This window comes from Gemmatimonas sp. (assembly GCF_046594945.1).
Lineage (GTDB): Bacteria > Gemmatimonadota > Gemmatimonadetes > Gemmatimonadales > Gemmatimonadaceae > Gemmatimonas.
Genome location: NZ_JBKJRB010000128.1, coordinates 34,335 through 55,515, shown reverse-complemented (window position 1 = coordinate 55,515; position 21,181 = coordinate 34,335). Strand labels below are relative to the sequence as shown.

At 65.2% G+C, this 21,181-nt stretch carries 21 protein-coding genes; 11 read left to right on the top strand and 10 right to left on the bottom strand.

The genetic code is table 11. The features are described 5' to 3' along the window. Positions 1-4 precede the first annotated feature (4 nt). The 7 genes from ACLL97_RS15805 to gpmI form a co-directional block, all read right to left on the bottom strand. Positions 5-472, bottom strand: coding sequence for a hypothetical protein (locus tag ACLL97_RS15805; RefSeq protein ID WP_411281442.1), 468 nt, complete (start codon positions 470-472; stop codon positions 5-7). 252 nt (positions 473-724) lie between these two features. Then, positions 725-1,417, bottom strand: coding sequence for a class I SAM-dependent methyltransferase (locus ACLL97_RS15800; RefSeq protein ID WP_411281441.1), 693 nt, complete (start codon positions 1,415-1,417; stop codon positions 725-727). Then, complete coding sequence (gene glp, locus ACLL97_RS15795; protein WP_411281440.1) at positions 1,414-2,721, bottom strand: gephyrin-like molybdotransferase Glp; 1,308 nt, start codon at positions 2,719-2,721, stop codon at positions 1,414-1,416. The genes ACLL97_RS15800 and glp overlap by 4 nt, the downstream gene beginning before the upstream one ends. Continuing rightward, positions 2,718-4,310 carry a D-alanyl-D-alanine carboxypeptidase/D-alanyl-D-alanine-endopeptidase gene (gene dacB / locus ACLL97_RS15790; RefSeq protein WP_411281439.1) on the bottom strand — a complete coding sequence of 531 codons (1,593 nt, stop codon included), beginning with the start codon at positions 4,308-4,310 and terminating at the stop codon, positions 2,718-2,720. Before dacB ends, glp begins: the two co-directional genes overlap by 4 nt. Continuing rightward, positions 4,307-4,735: a 6-pyruvoyl trahydropterin synthase family protein gene (locus ACLL97_RS15785; RefSeq protein ID WP_411281438.1), complete on the bottom strand. Its 429-nt coding sequence runs from the start codon at positions 4,733-4,735 to the stop codon at positions 4,307-4,309. Before ACLL97_RS15785 ends, dacB begins: the two co-directional genes overlap by 4 nt. Positions 4,736-4,741: 6 nt before the next feature. Next, positions 4,742-5,404 (bottom strand): hypothetical protein, encoded by a 663-nt coding sequence (locus ACLL97_RS15780; protein WP_411281437.1) that lies wholly within the window; start codon positions 5,402-5,404, stop codon positions 4,742-4,744. 119 nt (positions 5,405-5,523) lie between these two features. Continuing rightward, the gene (gpmI, locus tag ACLL97_RS15775; RefSeq protein ID WP_411281436.1) at positions 5,524-7,092 is read right to left on the bottom strand and encodes a 2,3-bisphosphoglycerate-independent phosphoglycerate mutase; all 1,569 of its coding nucleotides are present in this window, start codon (positions 7,090-7,092) and stop codon (positions 5,524-5,526) included. A 165-nt stretch (positions 7,093-7,257) separates the two neighbouring features. Between gpmI and ACLL97_RS15770 the strand changes: the two genes are divergently transcribed. From ACLL97_RS15770 to ACLL97_RS15730, 9 genes are all read left to right on the top strand, one after another. Beyond that, entirely contained in the window at positions 7,258-7,917 is a 660-nt protein-coding gene (locus ACLL97_RS15770; protein ID WP_411281435.1) for a hypothetical protein, read from the top strand. Further along, the gene (locus ACLL97_RS15765; RefSeq protein WP_411281434.1) at positions 7,917-8,807 is read left to right on the top strand and encodes a L,D-transpeptidase; all 891 of its coding nucleotides are present in this window, start codon (positions 7,917-7,919) and stop codon (positions 8,805-8,807) included. Before ACLL97_RS15770 ends, ACLL97_RS15765 begins: the two co-directional genes overlap by 1 nt. A 68-nt stretch (positions 8,808-8,875) precedes the next feature. After that, on the top strand, positions 8,876-9,868 hold the full coding sequence (locus tag ACLL97_RS15760) for a hypothetical protein (RefSeq protein ID WP_411281433.1): 993 nt from the start codon (positions 8,876-8,878) through the stop codon (positions 9,866-9,868). Next, complete coding sequence (locus ACLL97_RS15755; protein ID WP_411281432.1) at positions 9,865-10,851, top strand: D-Ala-D-Ala carboxypeptidase family metallohydrolase; 987 nt, start codon at positions 9,865-9,867, stop codon at positions 10,849-10,851. The genes ACLL97_RS15760 and ACLL97_RS15755 overlap by 4 nt, the downstream gene beginning before the upstream one ends. Before the next feature lie 64 nt (positions 10,852-10,915). Then, the gene (locus tag ACLL97_RS15750) at positions 10,916-11,338 is read left to right on the top strand and encodes a hypothetical protein (RefSeq protein ID WP_411281431.1); all 423 of its coding nucleotides are present in this window, start codon (positions 10,916-10,918) and stop codon (positions 11,336-11,338) included. A gap of 51 nt (positions 11,339-11,389) precedes the next feature. Continuing rightward, positions 11,390-11,995: a DUF1232 domain-containing protein gene (locus tag ACLL97_RS15745; protein WP_411281430.1), complete on the top strand. Its 606-nt coding sequence runs from the start codon at positions 11,390-11,392 to the stop codon at positions 11,993-11,995. A gap of 35 nt (positions 11,996-12,030) precedes the next feature. Continuing rightward, complete coding sequence (guaB, locus tag ACLL97_RS15740) at positions 12,031-13,608, top strand: IMP dehydrogenase (protein ID WP_411281429.1); 1,578 nt, start codon at positions 12,031-12,033, stop codon at positions 13,606-13,608. Positions 13,609-13,698: 90 nt separating this feature from the next. After that, positions 13,699-15,276 carry an amino acid permease gene (locus tag ACLL97_RS15735; protein WP_411281428.1) on the top strand — a complete coding sequence of 526 codons (1,578 nt, stop codon included), beginning with the start codon at positions 13,699-13,701 and terminating at the stop codon, positions 15,274-15,276. Continuing rightward, positions 15,273-16,304: a DHH family phosphoesterase gene (locus ACLL97_RS15730; RefSeq protein ID WP_411281427.1), complete on the top strand. Its 1,032-nt coding sequence runs from the start codon at positions 15,273-15,275 to the stop codon at positions 16,302-16,304. The genes ACLL97_RS15735 and ACLL97_RS15730 overlap by 4 nt, the downstream gene beginning before the upstream one ends. A 100-nt stretch (positions 16,305-16,404) precedes the next feature. Here ACLL97_RS15730 and ACLL97_RS15725 read toward each other — a convergent pair whose 3' ends face one another. From ACLL97_RS15725 to ACLL97_RS15715, 3 genes are read right to left on the bottom strand one after another with little or no spacing between them, the layout of a single operon-like run. After that, positions 16,405-17,508, bottom strand: coding sequence for a 6-bladed beta-propeller (locus ACLL97_RS15725; RefSeq protein ID WP_411281426.1), 1,104 nt, complete (start codon positions 17,506-17,508; stop codon positions 16,405-16,407). Next, complete coding sequence (locus ACLL97_RS15720; RefSeq protein ID WP_411281425.1) at positions 17,509-18,039, bottom strand: hypothetical protein; 531 nt, start codon at positions 18,037-18,039, stop codon at positions 17,509-17,511. It abuts the gene before it with no gap. After that, entirely contained in the window at positions 18,039-18,431 is a 393-nt protein-coding gene (locus ACLL97_RS15715; RefSeq protein WP_411281424.1) for a hypothetical protein, read from the bottom strand. The genes ACLL97_RS15720 and ACLL97_RS15715 overlap by 1 nt, the downstream gene beginning before the upstream one ends. A 231-nt stretch (positions 18,432-18,662) precedes the next feature. On the opposite strand from ACLL97_RS15715, the gene ACLL97_RS15710 reads away from it, so the two are divergent. Together ACLL97_RS15710 and ACLL97_RS15705 are read left to right on the top strand one after the other, a co-directional pair. Beyond that, positions 18,663-19,835, top strand: a complete 1,173-nt coding sequence (locus ACLL97_RS15710; RefSeq protein ID WP_411281423.1) for a P-loop NTPase — start codon at positions 18,663-18,665, stop codon at positions 19,833-19,835. Next, positions 19,813-21,168, top strand: coding sequence for an MATE family efflux transporter (locus tag ACLL97_RS15705; protein WP_411281422.1), 1,356 nt, complete (start codon positions 19,813-19,815; stop codon positions 21,166-21,168). The genes ACLL97_RS15710 and ACLL97_RS15705 overlap by 23 nt, the downstream gene beginning before the upstream one ends. The last annotated feature ends 13 nt before the right edge of the window (positions 21,169-21,181 follow it).

The window sequence follows — 21,181 nt, the reverse complement described above, 5'->3', positions numbered from 1 at the left end:
CCGCCTACTGCCGAATTTCGAGTTCGGCTTGCGCCGCAGTCATCGTGTCACCGCCGAAATTCACCACCGCGTAAATCGTGTACTTTCCGGGAGGGAGCGACGGCATCGCCACGCGGAACGTCTCGCGTCCGCCTGCTTCGATCCGTTTCCTTTCCACCAGCGGGACGGCGACAACCAACGAGTCGTCCCCGCTGCGCACCTGTACCTCGCCGACGATCTCGGTGGCCGTCGTGCCGGTGTTTCGGTAGCGTACTTGTAGCGACTTGCCTTTCACGTACATGTCGCTGACTTCGCCGTCCACCGTTGCCGCTGGCAATGCCAGCGGCAACGCCAGCGGCGATTGCGCCGTCGTGGCCGGAGCAGACTGCGCCCGGACGGCCGCCGCCGGCAGCAGGATCAGGAGCGCTAAGAGCAGAATCGCGAGCGCCATCAGGGGCGCGCGAAGCCAGGGGATACGAGTGGGCGAGTTCATGCCCTGCGCTACTGGAAGGATGGTGCCAGCCGCGCTCCAGAGGGAAGCCGGCGCTCTCGCGGCCGCGACTGTGGGGTGGACGCGACAGTTAGTGCAGGACCAACCCGTCAACGCGGCGCTTCCGCCGACATGTAGGAAGTTCTCGGTGGCAAGCGCACCCTGAACGTCGAGGACGGCCCTTACGGTGACGCCGTTCAGCATGACCGATGTGCCGCGTGTGCTACCCGCTACGCAGGCGTCAGCGCGATCGCGCTAACGGTGACGCAGGCGCATAACCTGAATCTCCTGCTTCACCGCTCCTTCTTCGAACTTCGTGATCACCGTGTCGAAGATCTCAAGGCCCACGTGCACGAGATTGTCACGGAACATGGGAAGCGCCAGACGCCCTGGATCGGCCACCACGGCCACCCCGTGTGGCGCGAGGGACCGCGCCATGCACTCGCCCACGAGAATCGCGTACTCTTTCTCGTAGAGCACATCGGCCGCCATCACCACGTCGAACGCGCCAAGATCAGTTGGCCACTCGCGCCAGTTCACCATGCGCACGGTGGGCTCCATCCCGAGATTCCGCGCGGCGTTGCCCCGGGTTACGTGGAGCGCGTCCTCGTAGTAGTCGGTCGCGGTCACGTCGAAGCCGCCCAGCATGGCACCAACCGTCGCGAGACCAAGGCCACAGCCCATCTCCAGCAGTCGACGTCCGGCACCGTGTTCCCGCGCCATCGTGGCTGACAAAACGCGAGCCGAGGGCCAGAGGTCGGCCCAGTACGGGAGTCGTTCGTCCATCACGTAATCGGCTTCGCTGATCAGATGGTCGGCGTTCTCCGGCTTCACGAGCGTGACCGTGCGTCCTGCGATGTCGACCGTTTCCGTGGCGAGCGAGAAGCAATGTCCCAATGCCTCGTCGAGCGCTTCGTCGTGCAGGTCAGTCAAGAACGGTCGGGTCATGTGGTCATTAAGGGAACGTCGGGCAACAGGATCGCAGTGAAGAGCGTGCCGGCGTTGGCGCGCGACACCTCGGGTGGAATCATCAGCAGCGCGTTGGCGAGGGCCATCGTACGCAGCAGGTTTGAGCCCTGCGGGCCGGCGAGTCGCGCTTCGGGCGTTCCATCGGCCCCCGCCGAAACGACCACACGCAGGAAATGGGTGAGCGCAGCCGGCGTGTCGGCGCTGTCGAGAAAGCGCACCGGGACGCGCAGCGGACGACAACCGGTGTGCCCACCGAGCACCCGAATCAAAGGCCACGCGAACAGCGAACCCGTGACCATCGTGGACACCGGATTCCCAGGCAAGCCAATCCACGGCACGTCGCGCACCATACCGGTGCCGATCGGTCCACCGGGTCGAATGCGCGCACGCCAGAATGTCTGCCGGCCTCCCAGCGCGGAAAGCGCGTCACGGGTGTAATCGTGCGCGCCCACCGAGACGCCGCCGGTCGTGATCAGCAGGTCGCAGCCTTCATCGAGCGCGCCAGCGAGTGCAGTGGTAAGCGCACGCAGCGTATCGGGTACCAGTGGCAGCGTGCGCACGTCGGCACCAGCCGAGCGCAGTAGCGCCGGCAGCGCGTAACTCGTGGAGGACACAATGCGCTGTCCCGCCTCGACTTCGTCGAACCGGTCCAGCATCACCAGTTCGTCGCCGCTCGACACGATCGTGACCCGCGGCGCCCGATAGGCCGAGACGCTGTGCGCGCCGATGCTGGCCAGCACGCCAAGATGCGAGGCCCCGATCGTCGTGCCGCGCGCGAACAACGTACTGCCGGCTGCGACGTCTTCTCCGCGCGGTCGCACATTCGCGCGACCGTTCCCGTCGCGATCGTCGAATACCGCGACCTGCGCAATCCCCTCATCGGTGTCTTCAATGCGAATCACCGCATCGGCACCCGGAGGCATCGGCGCGCCGGTCATGATGCGCAACGCCGTACCCTGTTGCACCCAGGGCAGTGCGGTCGGATCGGCTCCGGCCGCACTCATGCCGAGTACCGGCAGCAGCCGAGGTGAAGCACGCGTCGCGCCGATGATATCCGCCCGCTGCACCGCATAGCCGTCCATGCCGGCGTTGTCCCACGGCGGCAACGCCACGCGGCTGTGCACGGGCGCACTCAAGGCGCGTCCGAGCGACTGCGCCAGCGCAACCCACTCCGGCGTCGTCGTGCGACCGTCGGCCTGCAGCAGAATAGCATCGAGCGCTTCGTCGAACGAGAGTGGCAGGCGATCTCCCGGCGTGAACGCGTTGGTGAACGCGTGCGTCAACGTTGCGCTCGCGGCACGATAGGGCCTAATGGCCGACTGGCCAGCGTGGTGACGAGTAGGTCCTGCACACGCTCCACCTCGCGCGTGGGCACGGTGAAGTTGTTGCTCAACATCGAGAACATCACCAATTGGCCGTCGGCGGTGGTCACATAGCCTGAGAGTGCGCGCGCCTTGTCCACCGTGCCAGTTTTGGCGCGGGCGTTGCCCGCCGCTGGCGTGCCCTTCATGCGATTGCCAATCGTGCCGTCCACGCCGGCGATCGGCAATGCATCGCGATAGGTCGCCATCCACGGCGACCGTCGCATCGCATCGAGCACTTTCACGAGCGCTCGCGGCGTCACGTAGTCGTGGCGCGACAATCCACTGCCATCACGATACGCCGCGTCGGCGGTCGTGATGCCCCAGCCCGCCAGCGTACGCACCCCCACCGCGCGTGCGCTGTCGGCCGACCCGTCGCCGCTCGCGCTGAGTCCCGACGTGCGGAACAACAGTTCGGCAATCTGATTCTGCGACGGCTTCTGCATGCGGCGCAGCACCTCGGACAGCGGCGCCGACTGTAGCACCACCAGGGTATCGGCCTCGCGACCGAGCGTGTCCGCCTTCGACACCGCGCGGCCGCCTACACGGATCGCGCCGTCTTCGAGCGACTGCGTAAATGCCGCCACGTAGGCGTCGTTCGGATGCCGATACGATAGCGTGATCGACGCGCTGTCGCCCAGCGCCAAGGTGCCCGACACCAACACCCGGTCGCCGATGCTGTCATACACGGCCTCGAGGCGCGGCGGTCGCGCGCCACCGGCCGGCACGGCCACCGAGTCGCGCGTGGTAGCCTGCACCAGCAGGCTCGGATAGGACCGCGTCGGCGCACTCGTGACGGTCAGCACGCCGCCCACGCGCGCGGCCGCCCGCGCCTTCAGCACGAGCACCCCTTCGTTGAACATCAACTCGTCGACCGCCGCGCTGTATGCGGCATCGAAATCATCGTACGCCCAGCCGAAGCCCGTCGTGAGCCCCGGGAACGCATCACCGATCGCACGGACGCGACCCGTGATACGCCTGATGCCGCGGCCCGCCAGTGCGTCGCGCACCGGCGCGAACGCATTCATCGCCTGACCGCCGCTCAGTGAATCGCTTACCCCTGGATCGCCGCTGCCCGACACCAGCAGATCGCCCTGCCACACGCTCCCGCGCTGGCGCCCGTGCAGTAGCACAGGCGTACGCCAGCGATGATCAGGCCCGAGCGTCTGCAACGCGATGGCACCGGTGAGCAGCTTCTCATTCGACGCGGGCATGAACAGCTTGTCGGCATCGTTACTCAGGATCGTGTCCCCTCGCTCGGCGTCGACGATCAACAGCCCCCATCGCGCATTTCGCCACATTGGTGCGGCGAGCACGGAATCCACGATGCCCTGCAGCACGGATTGTGTGGTGGGAGCAGAGACCATCGCGGCCGGCATCACGACGGACGCAGTGGGCTCAGGCCGCGGCGATTCGACGGCCGCCGTCGCGCCGCGCGCACATCCGGCGGCCAGCGCCGCGCCCAACGTGAGCGTCAGTATCGTGGTCCCGTGTCTCGACGGCATGGTCATGCGTCCACCTCGTAGCTGCTACTCAGCGTGATATCCTCCGCCAGAGTCACGCGAATCACGACCGCTGTGGTGTGCGCGAGCGCGCCTTGCACACGCTCGCAGATAAAGCGCGACAGATTCTCGCCGGTGGGCATCAGGCGTCCCTCGCCGAATTCCGGCACGTCGAGATTGATGTTGCGATGATCGAACCGGTCGCGTACTTCGCGCTGCAGTACGCGGTCGAGAAATCCCAAGTCGACTACGAACCCGGTTTCTTCATCGACCGGTCCGGCCACGGTGACATCGCACACGTACGTGTGACCGTGATAATTCGGATGCGCGCACGCGCCGAACACGCCGACGTTTTCTTGGTCGCTCCAATCGGGGCGACGGTAGCGATGAGCCGCGGCGAACGTCACGCGACGGGTGAGTGACGTGCGCGGCATGCCTGTTTAGCGGAACAGCGGCAGCGTCACGCCAACCGTGACGGTGCGCGACCCGCGCCAGGCCGAGCGATTGCGTGTGTCGGTGAGCACCGACGTCGTGTCCGACGCCTTCACGAAGTAGCGGTCGGGATAGTCGTACTGCCACATAAAGTTCGTGAGATCCACCCGGATCATCGGTCCCTTGCGCGGGAGGTACCGCAGGCCGAGTCCATAGGAAAAGGAGAACTTCGTGCCAAACTGATACGACCCCGTGTCGGCCGCCGAGAAATCGCTCACAACACCGGCCCCGCCATTTAGCGACGGAATGAGTCGATGCCACGTCTTCTTGCCCGTGAGCGCGAGATCAAGACCGCCGTCAAGTTGATGTGTGGTCACGCCCGGCGTGCCGATCACCCGCGTCGCGCGTGGATTGGTGGGCACCAACAGCTTCCGCTCGGACGGGGCCACGAGATAACGCACGTAGAGCGACGCTGGACCGCCAATGGCGATATCGTAGCGCAGCGCCGCCGCCAGCGACGACTTCGGGGCGACGTCGGCCGGGTCGCGCTTCATGGCCATCCACCCGCCCATGATCGACAGATTCTGGCCCAGCTTCACGTCTTCAAACGGGCTGTTGGCCGGGAGATGACCGACCTGTGCGGACGCCAGCGCGGGGATCAGGCTGCACATTGCGACCACGCCGACACCGGCGAGCGCACGCCGCGCGCCGGTGGACGCCCTTGCCGACGATACGGGAGAGAACAGAGTGAAAGCGAAAGCGGAAGGCAGAGCAGAAGACAAAGCGGGCATCACACGGTGGCTGAAGGCGAGCGATCGCTCAGGTCGCGCAGATCGCGACCCGTGATTTCTGGAGGTAACGTGAGGCCGAGCAGCGCGAGGGCCGTGGGGCCCACGTCGCAGAGGGCACCGCCAAGTCGCAGTGGTGCCGTCTCATCGGGATCGAGCAGGACCAGCGGGACGGGATTCGTCGTGTGCGCCGTGTGCGGCTGATGCGTGATCGGATCGACCATCACATCGGCGTTTCCGTGATCCGCGGTAATGATCAAGCGGGCGCCGCCTTGTTCGGCCGCGTGAAGAATACGACCGAGGCAAGCGTCCACGGCTTCCACCGCGCAGATCGCCGCCGGGATCGAGCCCGTGTGGCCCACCATATCGGTGTTCGCAAAGTTGCACAGCATGAAGTCGTGCGTGCGATTCGCGAGCGCGTTACACAGAATGTCGCATACGCCGTCGGCGCTCATCTCCGGCTGCAGGTCGTACGTGGCGACTTTCGGACTCGGCATCATCTGCCGCTCCTCGCCGGCGTACGGCTCGTCGCGTCCGCCATTGAAAAAGAAGGTGACGTGCGGATACTTCTCCGTCTCCGCGATGCGCAGTTGAGTCAGACCGGCGTCGGAAATGACTTCGCCCACGAGATGGCGCATTGACTGCGGTGCGAACGCGACGGGGAAGGGAAACGCGTCGTCGTACCGTGTCATCGTGGTAATCGATAGCACCGGACGATCACCCGTGTCGAAGCCGGTGAAGTCGGGCATGGCGAGGGCGCGCAGTGTCTGACGCATTCGGTCGCTGCGATAGTTGAAGCAGATCAATGCATCACCGTCACGCATCGGTGCGAGCGCCGCGCCATCGGGGCCCGCCATGACATAGGGCCGCACGAACTCATCGGTCGTGCCGGCGTCGTAGGCGTGCTGCAGTGCGGCGAGGGCATCGACTTCCACCGGCGCATCGCCCCGCACGGCGGCGCGATACCACAGGCCAGTACGCTCCCATCGATGGTCTCGGTCCATCCCATAATAGCGACCGGATACTGATGCGAGCTGCGCTCGATCGCCGATCTTCGCCAATGCCCCCGCCAGAAATCTCATCGCCGACTTCGGCGGTGTATCACGGCCATCGAGCATCGCGTGTAGGACCACGCGCTCCACACCCCGATACTGTGCCACCTCCACGAGCGCCATTAAGTGCGCATCATGCGCGTGCACACCACCGTCGCCCAGCAGGCCGAGCAGGTGGAGCGTGCCGCCGGATGCGTTGACGCTATCGCAGGCTTGCACCAGCGCGTGGTTGCGGACGAAGCTCCCATCCTCGATCGCACTGCCGATCCGCACCAGATCCTGCATCACAATTCGTCCGGCACCTAAATTGAGATGTCCCACCTCACTGTTGCCCATCTGGCCGTCGGGAAGTCCAACGGCTCGCCCGGAAGCGGTCAGCAGCGTGCGCGACTCGTGGGCCCAAATGCGATTCCAGTTCGGCGTATTGGCCAGGAGGATCGCGTTCGATTCACGGTCTTCCCGATAGCCCCAGCCATCCAGGATGATGAGGGCTACGGCTCGAGCGGGTCGCGCAGTCATCAGGCTGTCGGGTAATCTGGAAGAGTGCCGGCGGTGCCACAGAGGCGTGGGACCTTCGGCGACCCCGTTCGGGGTCGATGACGCTGGTTGATCTGTTGGAATCTACTGGAAGCCGCGACCGCGACACCACCGTCGCCCCGCCGTTCTGTCCTTCACCGAGCTCCGATGCGCGTTCGTAGACGTACGCTGTTGTTGGTCTTTCTGCTCCTCGCCGTCGGCCTGTTCGACGGCTTCCTCCTCGTGCGTCGTGCGCGTTACCGGGAAGAATCGGCGCGTCTTCGGGCCGGCATGTCGACCCTTGAGCGTACCCGCGCCGATGCGATTGTTGCCGCGCAGGCCGATCGGGCGGAGCTGATGCTCGAACTCATGCGCCGACAGGCGGAAGGGGACGACGGTCTGCACCTCGCCATCAGCGCCGATTCCGCTTATCTGGCGCTCGATCGCGGGCCGGCTCGCCTCCGTGAGATCAAAGCCGAGATCGGCCCGGAACGCCGGGTTGGTGTAGCGCCCGACACCATGCACGTCGCGGTGCCTCGCGGCCTTCGGGCCGTGCAGCGGCTGCTCACGGCCAGTGATCGCTACGAACTGCCGGCTTGGGTCTGGGTCGATCGTGGGCTACCGGTTCCGACCGTGCGCGCTGACAGCGGCTGGGTCGGACGCGGCGCGATCGTCACAACCGGTGGCACGCTCATCTATTCGCTCCCCGCCTCGGGTCCCTTGGCTGACAGCCGTTATGTGATGCCCGGCAGCATTCGCGTCCCGGCGGTCGATTTGGCTGCGATTCGCGAGAATCTTTCCTCCGGCATGCGGGTCTACTTCTTCTGATGAATACGCCTCCCCTGAACCCGCGGGGCAGTGCGTCGGCCGGACAACGTACCGGCTGGCGTGGCGCCCCCCTCTGGCTGCTGCTTTTGGTCGCGGTGGCCGTGGCACACGCCGCTTGGCTCGGTCGACTGACCCTGCGTGATCGGTTTGCGCGCGACGTTGCCCGGATGGTCTTCAACGACAACAGCGAGGCGCTGGAGCAGGCCGAATTGCAGGCCGGTCTCACCACCGATAGCCTTCGGGTCGCCCTCGACGAAACGCCCGCTCCGCCGCCAGTCAACGCCGACTATCTGGTAGTCTCGATTGCCGAACGCCGCGTGTGGTACAAGCACGGCGACAGCGTGCTCTTTACGGCGCCGGTCGCCACGGGCTCGGGCAAGCAGCTGGTGATCAAGGGCAACGACAAGATCCTCCGCTTCGAGACGCCGCGCGGGCGCCTCATCGTGCAGCGCCGGGATTCGGCCCCGGCCTGGATTCCGCCTGATTGGCACTACCAAGAGCAGGCCAACAAACGCGGACTCGGCATGCTGCAGCTCGTGCGAGGAGTGCCCTATCAACTTCGCGACGGCTCCCAAATGATCGTGCAGGGCAACGACGTGGTGCGCCGCGGCGCCGATGGCGTTGTCCGCCCGCTCACGGCCAGCGATGGCCGCGAGATCGTGGCCGACGGCAAAATTGTGATTCCGCCGTTTGGCACGAATCAGCGAAAGTATGCCGGTGTGCTGGGTACGCACCGCCTCTATCTTGGCGACGGCTACGCGCTCCACGGCACCAACAACCCGGCCTCAATTGGTCAAGCCGTGAGTCACGGTTGTGTCAGATTACGGAACGAAGACATTGCGGAGCTGTACGAAAGAGTCGCGGTCGGCACTCCGGTGTACATCTACTGAAGCCCGGGTCGGCTATATTTCCTGACTGTCGCTTGATCGTCCTTGGATTGAGCGCCGAACCCGAATCCGTGACCCAGCAAATTCTCGAGACACATCAGGCAGCCCAGGAGAAGTCCTCCTCCCAGCGGCGCCGTCAGCAGACCCGACTGACCCGGCTCGCCCTCACGGTGACCGGAGCGTCGGCGTGCGCGGTGATCATGGCGTTCACCCGTCCGGGGTACGCCGAAGCTCGCGTGGCCACGACCAAGACCGCCGCCGCCCCCCGTATTCCGCTGCTCGATTCGCTCAAGGGACGTAGCCGCAAACTTCGCGCCCGCTTTCTCAGCCCGACCCGCGCCGCGGGTATTCCGTTGCTTCGAGAGCTGTTCGGCGACTCTGCGGTGTCGCGTGCCGGCGTCTACGCCGCCAACGATATTGCCGGCTTGTTTCACTTCATCACGATGCGTCCGTTTGCCGACAAGGTGCAGGGTCGCATTGGGAGCTATCGTATCGGGTTCTTTCCGAGTGAGCAGCGCACCGTGCGCTCGGCGTCGTCGGGCAATCCCGATGGCTTCCTCGAAGTTACCGCTCGCAATCAGGACACGCCGATCTCCGAGCACTTTCGTCTGCGAGACTTCCTCACGCACGATCAAGCCACGGTGTGGCCCAAGTATCTCGTGCTGCGGGAGCCGCTGGTTGACAAGCTGGAGCTCGTGCTGAGTGAACTCCGCCGGATGGGCGTGCCAGCCAATCGGCTTCGTGTCATGTCGGGCTTCCGCACGCCGCAGTACAATCAGCAGGGTGTCGGTGCCGGTGGACGCGTCAAGGACAGTCGGCACCAGTACGGTGATGCGGCCGATGTGTACGTCGTGAACGGTGACCGTGATTGGATGAGCGATCTCAATCGCGATGGCCGGGTCGACACGCGCGACGCCAAGGTGCTGGCCCAAGCCGCCGAGAACGTGGAGCGCGAGCATCCCGATCTCACCGGTGGTGTCGGCATCTACAAAGCCACCTCGGCGCATGGACCGTTCGTGCACATCGACGTGCGCGGCACGCGGGCCCGTTGGGGGGCGCTGTGATCCGGCGTCGCGCGGCACTGGTGCTGAGCGGGATGGCGGCGATCACCGCCGCTATCCTGTATCAACCCCCGGGCGAACTGCTGGCCGGTTCGTCTGCCGAGAGCGCCAAGCTGGCCGTGCCAGTCGTGGAAGCGGGGCCGGCGTCGCGCGGCGTCAGCGGCGATGTGCACATGCAGTTCGTACGCGCCGGCGAGCGGGTCGCGTTCCCGGTGCTGGTGCGGGGCAATGCGCAGGGATTCACCTACCAGTGGATCGAAGTCCGCAGCAACAGCTCGGCCGACGTGGCGCGTCCGCTTCGTGGCGACACGTTGCTGGCGCCCCTTACGCCAGGCTTCTACGAGCTCGCGGTCACGCGCGCCGGTGTGGTGCAGCGCATCACGGAGCCGCGACTGGCCGTGTTGGTGCCGTTCGAGCTCAAGCTCGGGAGTACCTTCAACGGCTACCAAATCGGCCGCTATCCCGCCGAGTGGGCGCACGACGAGCAGGCCGAACGTCCGGCGGGTTTTGCGGAAGTGCGCGAAGCTGATCTCGATCTGCCGCTCACGCGGCACATCAAAGTGCGCGATTTTGTCACGCACGACCGACAGACCGTGTGGCCGCGGTACGTGGCCGTCGACCCGCGCGTGCTCGACAAGATCGAACTGGTCTTGCGCGAACTGGCACGGCGTCGCGGCGAAGAGCGCATGGATTTCGAGGTCGAGGTGCACAGTGGATTCCGCACCCCTATCCACAATTCCGGTGTGGAAGGCTCAGCCCGCGACTCGCGCCATCTGTACGGCGATGCCGCCGATGTGGCGATCGACGCCGACGGCGACGGCAAGCTGACGATTTTCGATGCATATCGTGTTGAACAGGCCGTGGATTGGGTGGAGCGGTTGCACCCCGAACTGGCCGGCGGCCTCGGCGTGTACAGCAGCCGGCGCTTCGCGACGCCATATTGTCATATTGACGCGCGCGGCGAACGGAAACGCTGGCGCGGCTGAGCCGTAGGACAGGGCAGCTACCCCGTCCTGCCCGAATGTGCGTCCAAGAGACGCCGGAGGTTTGATGAATCCGTATGTCCGCGATCGAATCAGTCGAAAGCTCGACACGCTCTCCGATGAGCGACTGTATCAGATTCTCGACTACGTCGAGTTTTTGGAGTCCAAGTACGCCGAGAAGTCGGCCCCTGTGGCCAACGTGTTTACGCGTTTCGCCGAAGGCGTGGAGGACAAGCTGCGCGCTGGCGGCGTGGCGGTGAGCACGGTGTCCGAGACTATGGGTTTTCTGAACAAGGCCATGGGCGTGTTGAATGGCGTCGCTCAGACGACGATGACCGTGGCTGGCGACGTCGTGAACGCCGCCAAGACCGCGGCTGATCAGGTGGGCGCGCCGCCTGCCGCAGCGGCCCATGCGAGCACCAACGCCACGCCGGGCACGCAACCTGCACCCCTCGAGGTGCCACCCACTCCGCCCAGTGCGGCCGCGTAGCGTTCAGCAACTGAGCGCGGCGGCCGTGAACCTGTTGAACCGAGGGAATGCATGACCATGGACCGCCAAGAGGATCTGCCGCTTGAGCCGGCACGCGACCGTGAGCGCCATTTCGACAAACTGGCACGGGAGCGCGACGCGGACCGCCGGGCCGGTCGTCCGGAGCGCGGCCTGTTCACCGGGCGCGGTTCGAAGGAAGCGCCTCGTCCCGACGATGACGCCCCGCGCCGGACCCGCCGCCGCCCGATCGACGACGACGATGAGCCGACCCGCCCGCAGACGGGCATGAAGCGTTCTGTGTTGCGTGCAATCCGGCAGATCCCGGCGTATCTGCGCTTGCTGGTTGGGCTGGTTGGAGACAACCGCGTGTCCAAGTTCGACCGCTTCCTCGTGCTGGCGGCGGGCGCGTACATGGTGTCGCCGATCGACTTCATCCCGGATATCATCCCGTTTCTGGGCGAAGTCGATGACTTGTTTCTGCTGATGACGGCTTTGCAGCGCCTGGTCGCCAATGCGGGGCGCAGCGTGCTGATGGATCACTGGCGCGGCGACCCGGACGAACTGGAAGACGTAAACCTCGCGCGCCTCGCCAGCGCTGCTGGATTCTTCCTGCCGGCGCGGCTGCGTCGACGACTTCGGAAAATGGCCGGACGCTGACCGCTGGACAGCGCCGCGGGGGCCGTCTACTCTTCATGATGGCACCCTCGACGACAGACCTCCGCACGACGCAGCAACAGCCCGCCGCCGACGCCCTGTCGGCGAGCGGGCTTTCGCGTTCCGAGACCAGCAGTGCGAACAACGGCGCGCGGTCGCATGCACGCGTGCGCGACGATCTCGCGCTGACGTTCGACGATGTGCTTCTCGCCCCGCGTCATTCCTTGACGCATCCGCGGGAAGTCAGCATCGTCTCGCGCTTCACCCGCGGTATCACGTTGAACGTGCCCCTTGCGTCGGCGGCGATGGATACCGTCACCGAAAGCGAGATGGCGATCGCGATGGCGCGATTCGGCGCCATCGGCGTGCTGCACAAGAACATGTCGATCGACCGGCAAGCGGCCGAAGTGGATCGCGTAAAGCGCAGCGAAAGCGGCATGATTCTGAACCCGATTACGCTGTCGCCCACGGCCTCGCTCCGCGAAGCGGTGTCGCTGATGATGCGCTTCAAGATTTCGGGTGTACCGATCGTCGACGCCAGCGGCTTGTTGGTCGGCATCCTCACCAATCGCGACCTGCAGTTCGAGCGCGATCTCGATCGCCCGCTCCGCGATGTGATGACGTCGGAAGACCTCGTGATCGCCCCCGTCGGCACCACACTCGACGAAGCGGAGCGCATCCTCGGCAAGCATCGCATTGAGAAGCTGCCCGTGGTCGATGAGCACGGCGTGCTCAAGGGCCTGATCACGGTGAAGGACATCCATAAGCGTCGCCAGTATCCCGACGCCAACAAAGACATTCACGGCCGGCTGCGCGTGGCCGCGGCGCTTGGGGCTGGCGGTGATTATCTCGATCGCGCCCGCGCGCTGATTCAGGCCGGGGTCGATGTGCTGATCATCGATACGGCGCACGGGCACAGCGACGGCGTATTGCAGGCCACCGCGAAGGTGCGCGAAGCGTTCCCCGACGTGCAGTTGGTGGCCGGCAATGTCGCCACGCGGGCGGGCGCGGCGGCGCTGGTGGAGCGCGGCGTGGATGCGGTGAAGGTTGGCGTCGGACCGGGCTCGATTTGTACCACGCGCGTCGTGACTGGTGTCGGCGTCCCGCAGCTGACGGCCGTGATGGACGCCGTCGAAGGCGCCGGGGATGTGCCCGTGATCGCCGACGGCGGCGTGAAGTACTCGGGCGACATCGTGAAGGCGCTGGCCGCCGGAGCCTCGAGTGTCATGATGGGCTCCATGCTGGCCGGTACTGAAGAGAGCCCGGGTGAGTCCTTCCTCCTGGAAGGCCGCCGCTTCAAGATGATCCGTGGCATGGGTTCACTGTCGGCAATGCAGGACGGATCGGCCGACCGCTACTTCCAGGACGGGGAGATGTCGCCCAAAAAGCTGGTGCCGGAGGGCATCGAGGGACGCGTACCTTACAAGGGCGCGGTGGGCGATGTGATCTTTCAGATGATCGGCGGCCTGCGCAGCGGAATGGGATATGTTGGCTGCGGAACCATCGAGCAGCTGCGCACCGATGCGGAGTTCGTGCGTATCACGACGGCTGGGTTGCGAGAATCGCACCCGCACGACGTTACCATTACCCGCGAAGCGCCGAACTACTCGCTCTAACCCTCGGCCTGTGTTCCGGGGTCTCACCCTGCGCGGATATCCGACATGGATGTCCGTGTCCCACCATCCCCTGTCCCAACCCCCCGACTAATGGGAATCTGGTCCAAGAAGTCAGTCACGGCACTCCGCGCCGAGGCTGCGAGTTCCGAGGGCGGCCTCAAGCGAACACTTGGCGCGCTCAACCTGACCATGCTCGGCATCGGTGCCATCATCGGCGCCGGCATCTTCGTGCTCACGGGCACCGCGGCCGCCAATTTCGCCGGACCTGGCGTGTCGTTGTCCTTCGTTTTGGCCGGCCTCGCCTGCCTGTTCGCGGGACTCTGCTACGCCGAGTTCGCGTCGATGATTCCGATCGCCGGCTCGGCCTACACGTACAGCTACGCCACCATGGGCGAAGGCGTGGCGTGGTTTATCGGTTGGAATCTGGTGCTCGAGTACCTGTTCGCCGCGGCCACGGTGGCGGTCGGCTGGTCGGGGTACTTTGGCGCGATGCTGAGCGCGGTCGGTATTCATGTGCCAGCGGCGTTCGCCTCCGCTCCGTTGACCGTTGAAAACGGGCATCAAGTGGTTCGCGCCTTCACGTGCGTGGATACGAGCACGGGGGGCACGCTGGCCGATGCGGCGACCAAGATTGCGTTTGCGACCCGCGACGCCTGTTCGGCCGCGGGCGGTGAGGTCGTGAACGGATTGATCAATCTTCCGGCAATTCTGCTTATCCTGGCGCTGACCATGTTGCTGGTGCGTGGCGTACAGGAATCGGCCACGTTCAACAACGTCGTCGTCGCGATCAAGATGACGATCGTGTTATTGGTGATCGGCTTCGGCTTCATGTACGTGAATACCGACAACTGGCACCCGTTCATCCCTGACATGGTGACGAATGCAGACGGTAGCACGAAGTACGGAGTATCCGGCGTATTGCGCGCCGCGCCGATCGTGTTCTTCTCGTACATCGGCTTCGATGCGGTGTCCACCGCCGCGCAGGAAGCGAAGAATCCCCAGCGTGACCTGCCGATCGGCATGCTCGCGTCGCTGCTTATTTGTACGGTGCTGTACATCCTGATGTCGCTGGTCATGACCGGTCTTGCCCCGTACCAGGCGCTTGGTGTGGCACACCCGGTATCGGCCGCGCTGGAGGCGGTTCCGCAGCTGAAGTGGCTCGAATACCTCGTCAACATCGGCGCCGTTGCCGGTTTGTCATCGGTTGTGTTGGTGATGCTCATGGGCCAGCCGCGCATCTTCTACACGATGTCGCGTGACGGACTGCTGCCGAAGATCTTTGCCAAGGTGCATCCCAAGTACCAGACGCCGGCCGCGTCCACCTGGATTGTGGGAATCATTGCGATCATCATTGCTGGCTTCTTTCCCCTCGGCCTCCTCGGGGAGCTCGTGTCGGGTGGTACCCTGGCGGCGTTTGCCACGGTCTGCATCGGCATCCTTGTGCTGCGCAAGCGTTCGCCGGAACTCGATCGTCCGTTCCGCACGCCGTGGGTGCCGTTCGTGCCGATCATGGGTGCGGGGGCGACCCTGTATATGATGTACCAATTGCCCAAGCTCACCTGGACGCTGCTCGGTGTGTGGACCGCGATCGGTATGACCATCTACTTCGTGTACGGCATGGGCAACTCGAAGATCGGCAAGCAGGACAAAGCTAGCGGCGCCAAATGAGTGATGGCGTGCTGACGGCGTCGACGACACGTCGCGACGCGATCGAGACATGGTTCGCGACGTTGCGCCCCGGTATGACCGTGGCGCTCTCGACGCACATCAACTCGGATGGCGACGGGTGTGGTTCGGAGACGGCGTTGGCACGCCTGCTGGCGCAGCGGGGGATTCATGCACGCATCGTGAATCCCACGCCGTGGCCGGCGATGTTCAACTTTCTTCTTGGGGATGACATCGAGGAGGCCAGCGCGCGCGGGGCGGCCGCCCTCGACGGCATCGATGCGCTAATCGTGCTCGACATCAACGACATCCGCCGGCTCGGACAGCTGGCCGACACCGTGCGATCGCTGTCGGTGCCGATTTCGGTGGTCGATCATCACGTGGCCGGCGACGAACCGGTGGGCCACATCGCGGTGGCCGACACCGCCGCCTGCGCCACCGGCGAGTTGGTGTTCGACATCGCCGTGACCCTGGGACTCGACGTGACCCCGGCGGTGGCGCAGTCACTGTACGCGGCGATTCTGACCGACACGGGCAGCTTCCGCTTCAGCAACACCTCGCCGCGGGCACACGCCATTGCCGCCGCCTTGCTGGCGGCCGGTGTCAATCCCGAGGAGATGTACCGGCGCATCTATGCGCAGGTGAGCGTGGGCCGTCTGCATCTGCTGCGCGAGGCGTTGGCGACGCTGCATTCGGACCCTGAAATCGGCTTGTCGTACATCTCGGTGGCCGCAGGTGCGATGGAGCGGTTCGATATTACCAGTGAAGAGCTCGACGGGATCGTGGAGCACCCGCGATCGATCACGGGCACTCGCATGGCGATGTTTTTTCGCGACCTGGGGCACGGCAAAGTGAAGGTGTCGTTCCGCAGCACCGGTTCGGTCGACGTGCAGCAGTTCGCGCGCCGGTACGGCGGTGGCGGACATGCGAAGGCGTCGGGGGCGTTGCTCACGGGTAATTTGGCGGAGGTGCAGGGCCAGGTTGTCGCTGATGCGCGCGCGTATCTGACGGGTGGAGAAACGATGGCGTAGGCCAGCGGCGTAGGCCAGCGGCGTAGGCCAGCGGCGTAGGCCAACGGCGTAGGCCAACGGCGTAGGCCAACGGCGGGCCACCGGCTCTACAGACTGCGGGCTATTTGCGCGGTTTTTGTTTGGCGATCTCGCGGGGTGAGAGCGTGGTGGTGGAGAGTTGGACAACAGATGACGTTTCGTGGCCGATGAATGCGGCAATGAGCCGTCCGTCCGATGTGATTGCGAGGGCGGAGGGTGTGAACGGCAGGTGCCTCGAGTAGAGATACGCGCCGTTCCTGGCTCCGTAGTAGTCAACGAGCTCGTATGGTAATCGCTGCGTCGCGCCAGCCTCGATGAGAATTGTGTCACCGCGCTGCATGGCACCGCGTGTGATGGCGCTTACGTCGGTCGTCTGAGTGAGCTGGTCAGATGTCTCCGCTCGTGTCCGATCCACGGTCCGTTTCTTCCGCGTGATCACCGCATCACGCCCGCCCTCGACATAGGCGAATCGCCGCGTCGCACCGTTCAGCGCGACGCGGTACCACGATCTCCCAAAGCTCGGCGCGAGGGTCATCACTCCGTCTGCACAGCCATCGGCGAGGAAGGCGGAGTTCGCGAAGGTGGGAGCCTTCTGCAGCTCCGAGGTAACCGGTAGTGAGCTTCGCGAGAGCATGCGACCCGTGCTATCAATCGTGGCCAAGGCGCTCATTGCCCCGACATACTTCACGCGCAGCAGGCCGCGCGGCAGCAGGCACATCGCCTCGACGCTCGGCCCATCGGGCACGTGCGTGGTCCAGAGAAACCGCCCGGAGTCAGAGTAGACGGTGATCCGACTCGTTGCCTGATCGAGCACTCCGACCAAGAGCGTCGTGGTGGCGATGTGCGTGGGACGCTTGAACTCACCCGGACCCTCGCCACTCGCCTTGAGCAGAAATCGCTTCGATCCGTCCCTGAGATCGAGCGCATGCACTTCTCGCGTACCGGCATCGAGTACGATCACCGCGTTCCGTGTGACGGCGATCTCGCGCGGTTCGACGAACAGGTCTGGCTCTTTTGCGCCGCCACGAATCCATTCGCGGATATAGAACGAGTCCGCATGAAATTGACGCACCGCAGGTTTCGTCTGGGCCTCAAGAGAAACGGCATGCGGAAACAGTCCCGCGACCACGCCCAGCACGCTGCTGGCGCGCCGGGCGATCTTGGATACTCGATAAACGTGGCGCATTTACAGTTCCTCTATCCAGGTGAGCCCTTCAACAATGCGACGCAGGCCGGCGACCTCGCGCGACGAACGCGGGCTCTGCGTCGTGAAACGCACCCGCCCCTCTTGATCGAGCACGAGAAGCGCCGGCGTCGTGGTATGACCCAGCTCGGCGAATTGACGTACGACCACCGCCGGTGCCGGACGCAGCGGAATCGGTGACGTCCAGGCCGGGAGCTCGGACCGAATGGCCAAGGAGTCGTCGGTTGGACCGACATACCAGATCACGGCTAGGTGAATCTGCTCCCGCGATCGGCCGCGGTGCAGCACGTGCAGCATGCGAAGATTGCCGGAACAGTCGCTGAGCTGTAGCAGGACAGCGGCGTGCAGGACGGTCGGGCTGTTCGGGCGCGTCGACGATACATGGAGGAACGGGCGCATGGCGGTGCGCAGCGTGCGCGTGGGTACCACCCGCACGGCGTCGAAGCCGACGCCGGCGAGCGATAGGACAGCCCCCGCGAGCACCCAATGCCAGAGGCTCGGGGCGCGAGACATCACATCTCGCAGAGTTCAAACGTCTCCTCTTCATCACCTGATCCACGCATTCCGGACAATCCGGTACCCGTGCTGCCGCCGCAACTGTTGCTCGTGCCATCCGTGCTCGTCGAAATCGTCCGCATATCCTTGTACAAGGTCTTGTAGCCCGCACTGGTGCAGTTGGTAGTCGACCACGTGACACCGCCGCTCTGCAGCAAGACGTTGAAGTTGAAGCTGAACGTCGTCTCACACTTCTTGATCTCTTCGGTGCCGCAGGCCGCAATTGCGCCTACGCCACAAGCGGTCGGCGTCAACGTCGTCTGCGCCATCGCGCGCGACACATCGACCGTGGCCACCGTGAACAGCAACGCAAACACGCCGAACGCGGCGCGGGGAATGGTCAGCATCATGACATACCTCGGGATCTATCCGTGAAGTGGCGCGCCGCGGAGTGCGTCGCACCGGTCGACGCGGCCCGGATCCGCGCGACGGAGCTACCATATCACCCTTGCGTCAGCACACTGTCATCCAATTGCGGCCGCCATGGTCATTCCACCGCCGGAACGTCATTCCCCGCTTGGAGCGCCCTGCCACTACGCCTAGTTTTCGGGATGTAGTCATCCCGACAACCCGACTCTCCAATGCAGCCTCTCATGGAGCGGATCACCGGCGCCCTCGCCGCGGTCCGCAACCCCCGTACCGGCGCCGATGTCATGGCCGCCGACATGGTGCGGGATATCGCCACCACGGTCGACGGCAAGGTCCGCCTCACGTTCCTGCTGGCCGCTGAAGACGACGCCACCCTCGTGCGCGACGTCCGCCAGGCCATCGAGGCGCTCCCGGGCGTCACCGATGTCCGTGTTGATGTGCGCGATCCTGCGCAGACCGAACCCACGCCGGCGCGTCGCGCGCCGACGGCAGCGCCTTCGCCAATGACTCAGCCGCCAGCGCCCGCCAGAGGCGTTGCCACCGGCGGGATGGGACGCGCCCTCCCCGTCATGGACGCCGCCCCCAAGGCGCCGCCCAAGGTCCCCGAGCCCGTCGCCTACCCGCAACTCGGTCGCATCATCGCCGTGTCGTCGGGCAAGGGCGGCGTCGGCAAGAGCACCGTGGCCGTGAACATCGCCGTGGCCCTCGCCAAGATGGGCAAGCGCGTCGGCATCATGGACGCCGACATCTATGGTCCCAATCTGCCGCTCATGCTCGGCGTTGATGCGGCGCCCGCCGTGGTTGATGAGAAAATCATCCCACTCGAGGCCTACGGCATCAAGATCATGTCCATCGGCTTCCTGATCGAGAAGGAGCAGCCGGCAATCTGGCGAGGCCCGATCGTGATGAAGATCCTCACCCAGTTCCTGAAAGACGTGGCGTGGGGACAGCTCGACTATTTCCTGGTCGACATGCCGCCCGGCACCGGTGACGCGCAGCTCTCGCTGGTGCAGGCGACGCAGGTGCACGGCGCCGTGATCGTGACCACGCCGCAGCAGGTGTCCGTCGGCGACGCGCTCCGCGGCGTGAAGATGTTCGAGCGCACTGCCGTGCCCGTGCTCGGCATCGTGGAAAACATGTCGTACTTCGAGAATCCCGAAACCGGCAAACCAATCGCCGTCTTCGGCACTGGCGGTGGCGCGCGGTTGGCCGAACAGTGCAATCTGCCGCTGATCGGGCAGGTGCCACTCGATCCGCGCATTCAGGAAGGCGGCGACACCGGTCGCCCGATTATCGACGCCGAGCCCTCGTCGCGCGCGGCGAAGGAATTGGACGCCATTGCGCACCGTGTCGTGGAGCGCCTTGTCAGCATCTACGGCGCCTGAAGCCGACGCCCCGCGCGGCGCACTCGTCGGGGAGCCGCTAGCCCTCACGATTCGCCGTGTGGCGCTGCCGGCCGTCGTCGCGAACCTGCTCATGACCACGTTTCACAACGTGGACACGTACTGGATCGGACGGACGCTCGGCCCCGATGCCCTCGCTGCCGCCACCAGCTCGATCTTCTGGATCTGGCTCGTGATCTCCATTGGCGAGATGGTTAGCATCGGCCTCGATGCCATCGCGGCGCGTCGTCACGGCGAACGTCGCCCCTCCGAGGCGGCGCGCACGGTCAGCGAGGGGTTCGTACTCGCGCTCCTGCTGGGCGGTGCGATCGCACTGGCCACGCCGTTCCTGCTCCACTGGCTGTTCGCCGTGATGAACACTGGCGCCGACGTCAGTGCGATCGGTCGTGACTACCTCGGCACGTACCTGCTCGGCATGCCGCTCATCTTCGGCTTCTTCGCCGTCGATGCCGCGTTCCGCGCCAAAGGAGATACGCGAACACCGCTCTATATTCTCGCCGTCACCATCATACTCGGACTGGTACTCGACCCGATTCTTATTCGCGGTGTCGGTCCCGTGCCAGCCTTCGGCATTCGCGGTGCGGCGCTCGCGACGTTGGTGCCGCGTGGACTGGGTTGCATTGCCGGTGTGATCATTTTGCAACGCCGCGGCATGCTGCGATGGGCGGCACCGCGATGGGACGTGATCGCGAGCATCGCGCGCGTCGGCGCGCCGGCGGCGCTCACCGGTGTCGCATTCAGCGCGATCTACGTGCTGCTTACGCGGATCACCACGCAGTTTGGAACACCGGCGCTGGCCGCACTCGGTCTGGGATTTCGTATTGAGAGTGTAGTGTACGTGGTGTCGGTGGGTATGGGTGCCGCCGTCGCCGCCATCGTGGGTCAGAGCATGGGCGCCGACGATCCCGATCGCGCGTCGCGCGCCGGCTGGACCGCCACCGGCATCGTGAGCGTCGTCGGTGCGTTCATGGCGGGCGCCTCGTTCTTCTTGGCCGAAGAGTTTGCGTCGATCTTTTCTACCGACGCCGCCGTGATCGCGGAGGCGGCGCGCTATCTGCGCATCGCGGCGTTCTCGCAGCTATTTCTGGGCGCCGAGGTCGTGTTGGAAAGCGCGATGGGCGGGGCGGGGTGGACGCTGTGGCCGATGATTGGCTCAAGCACGATCACGGTGTTGCGGCTACCGATCGGTGCGTGGGCCGCGGCGCAGTGGGGCACCAGCGGCCTGTGGTGGACGCTGGCGCTGACCGCCGCGGCCCGCGGCTTGTTGATGGCGGTGCTGTGGGGCAGTGGACGGTGGCGGCGCGTGCGGGTGTAACGCACGTTACGGC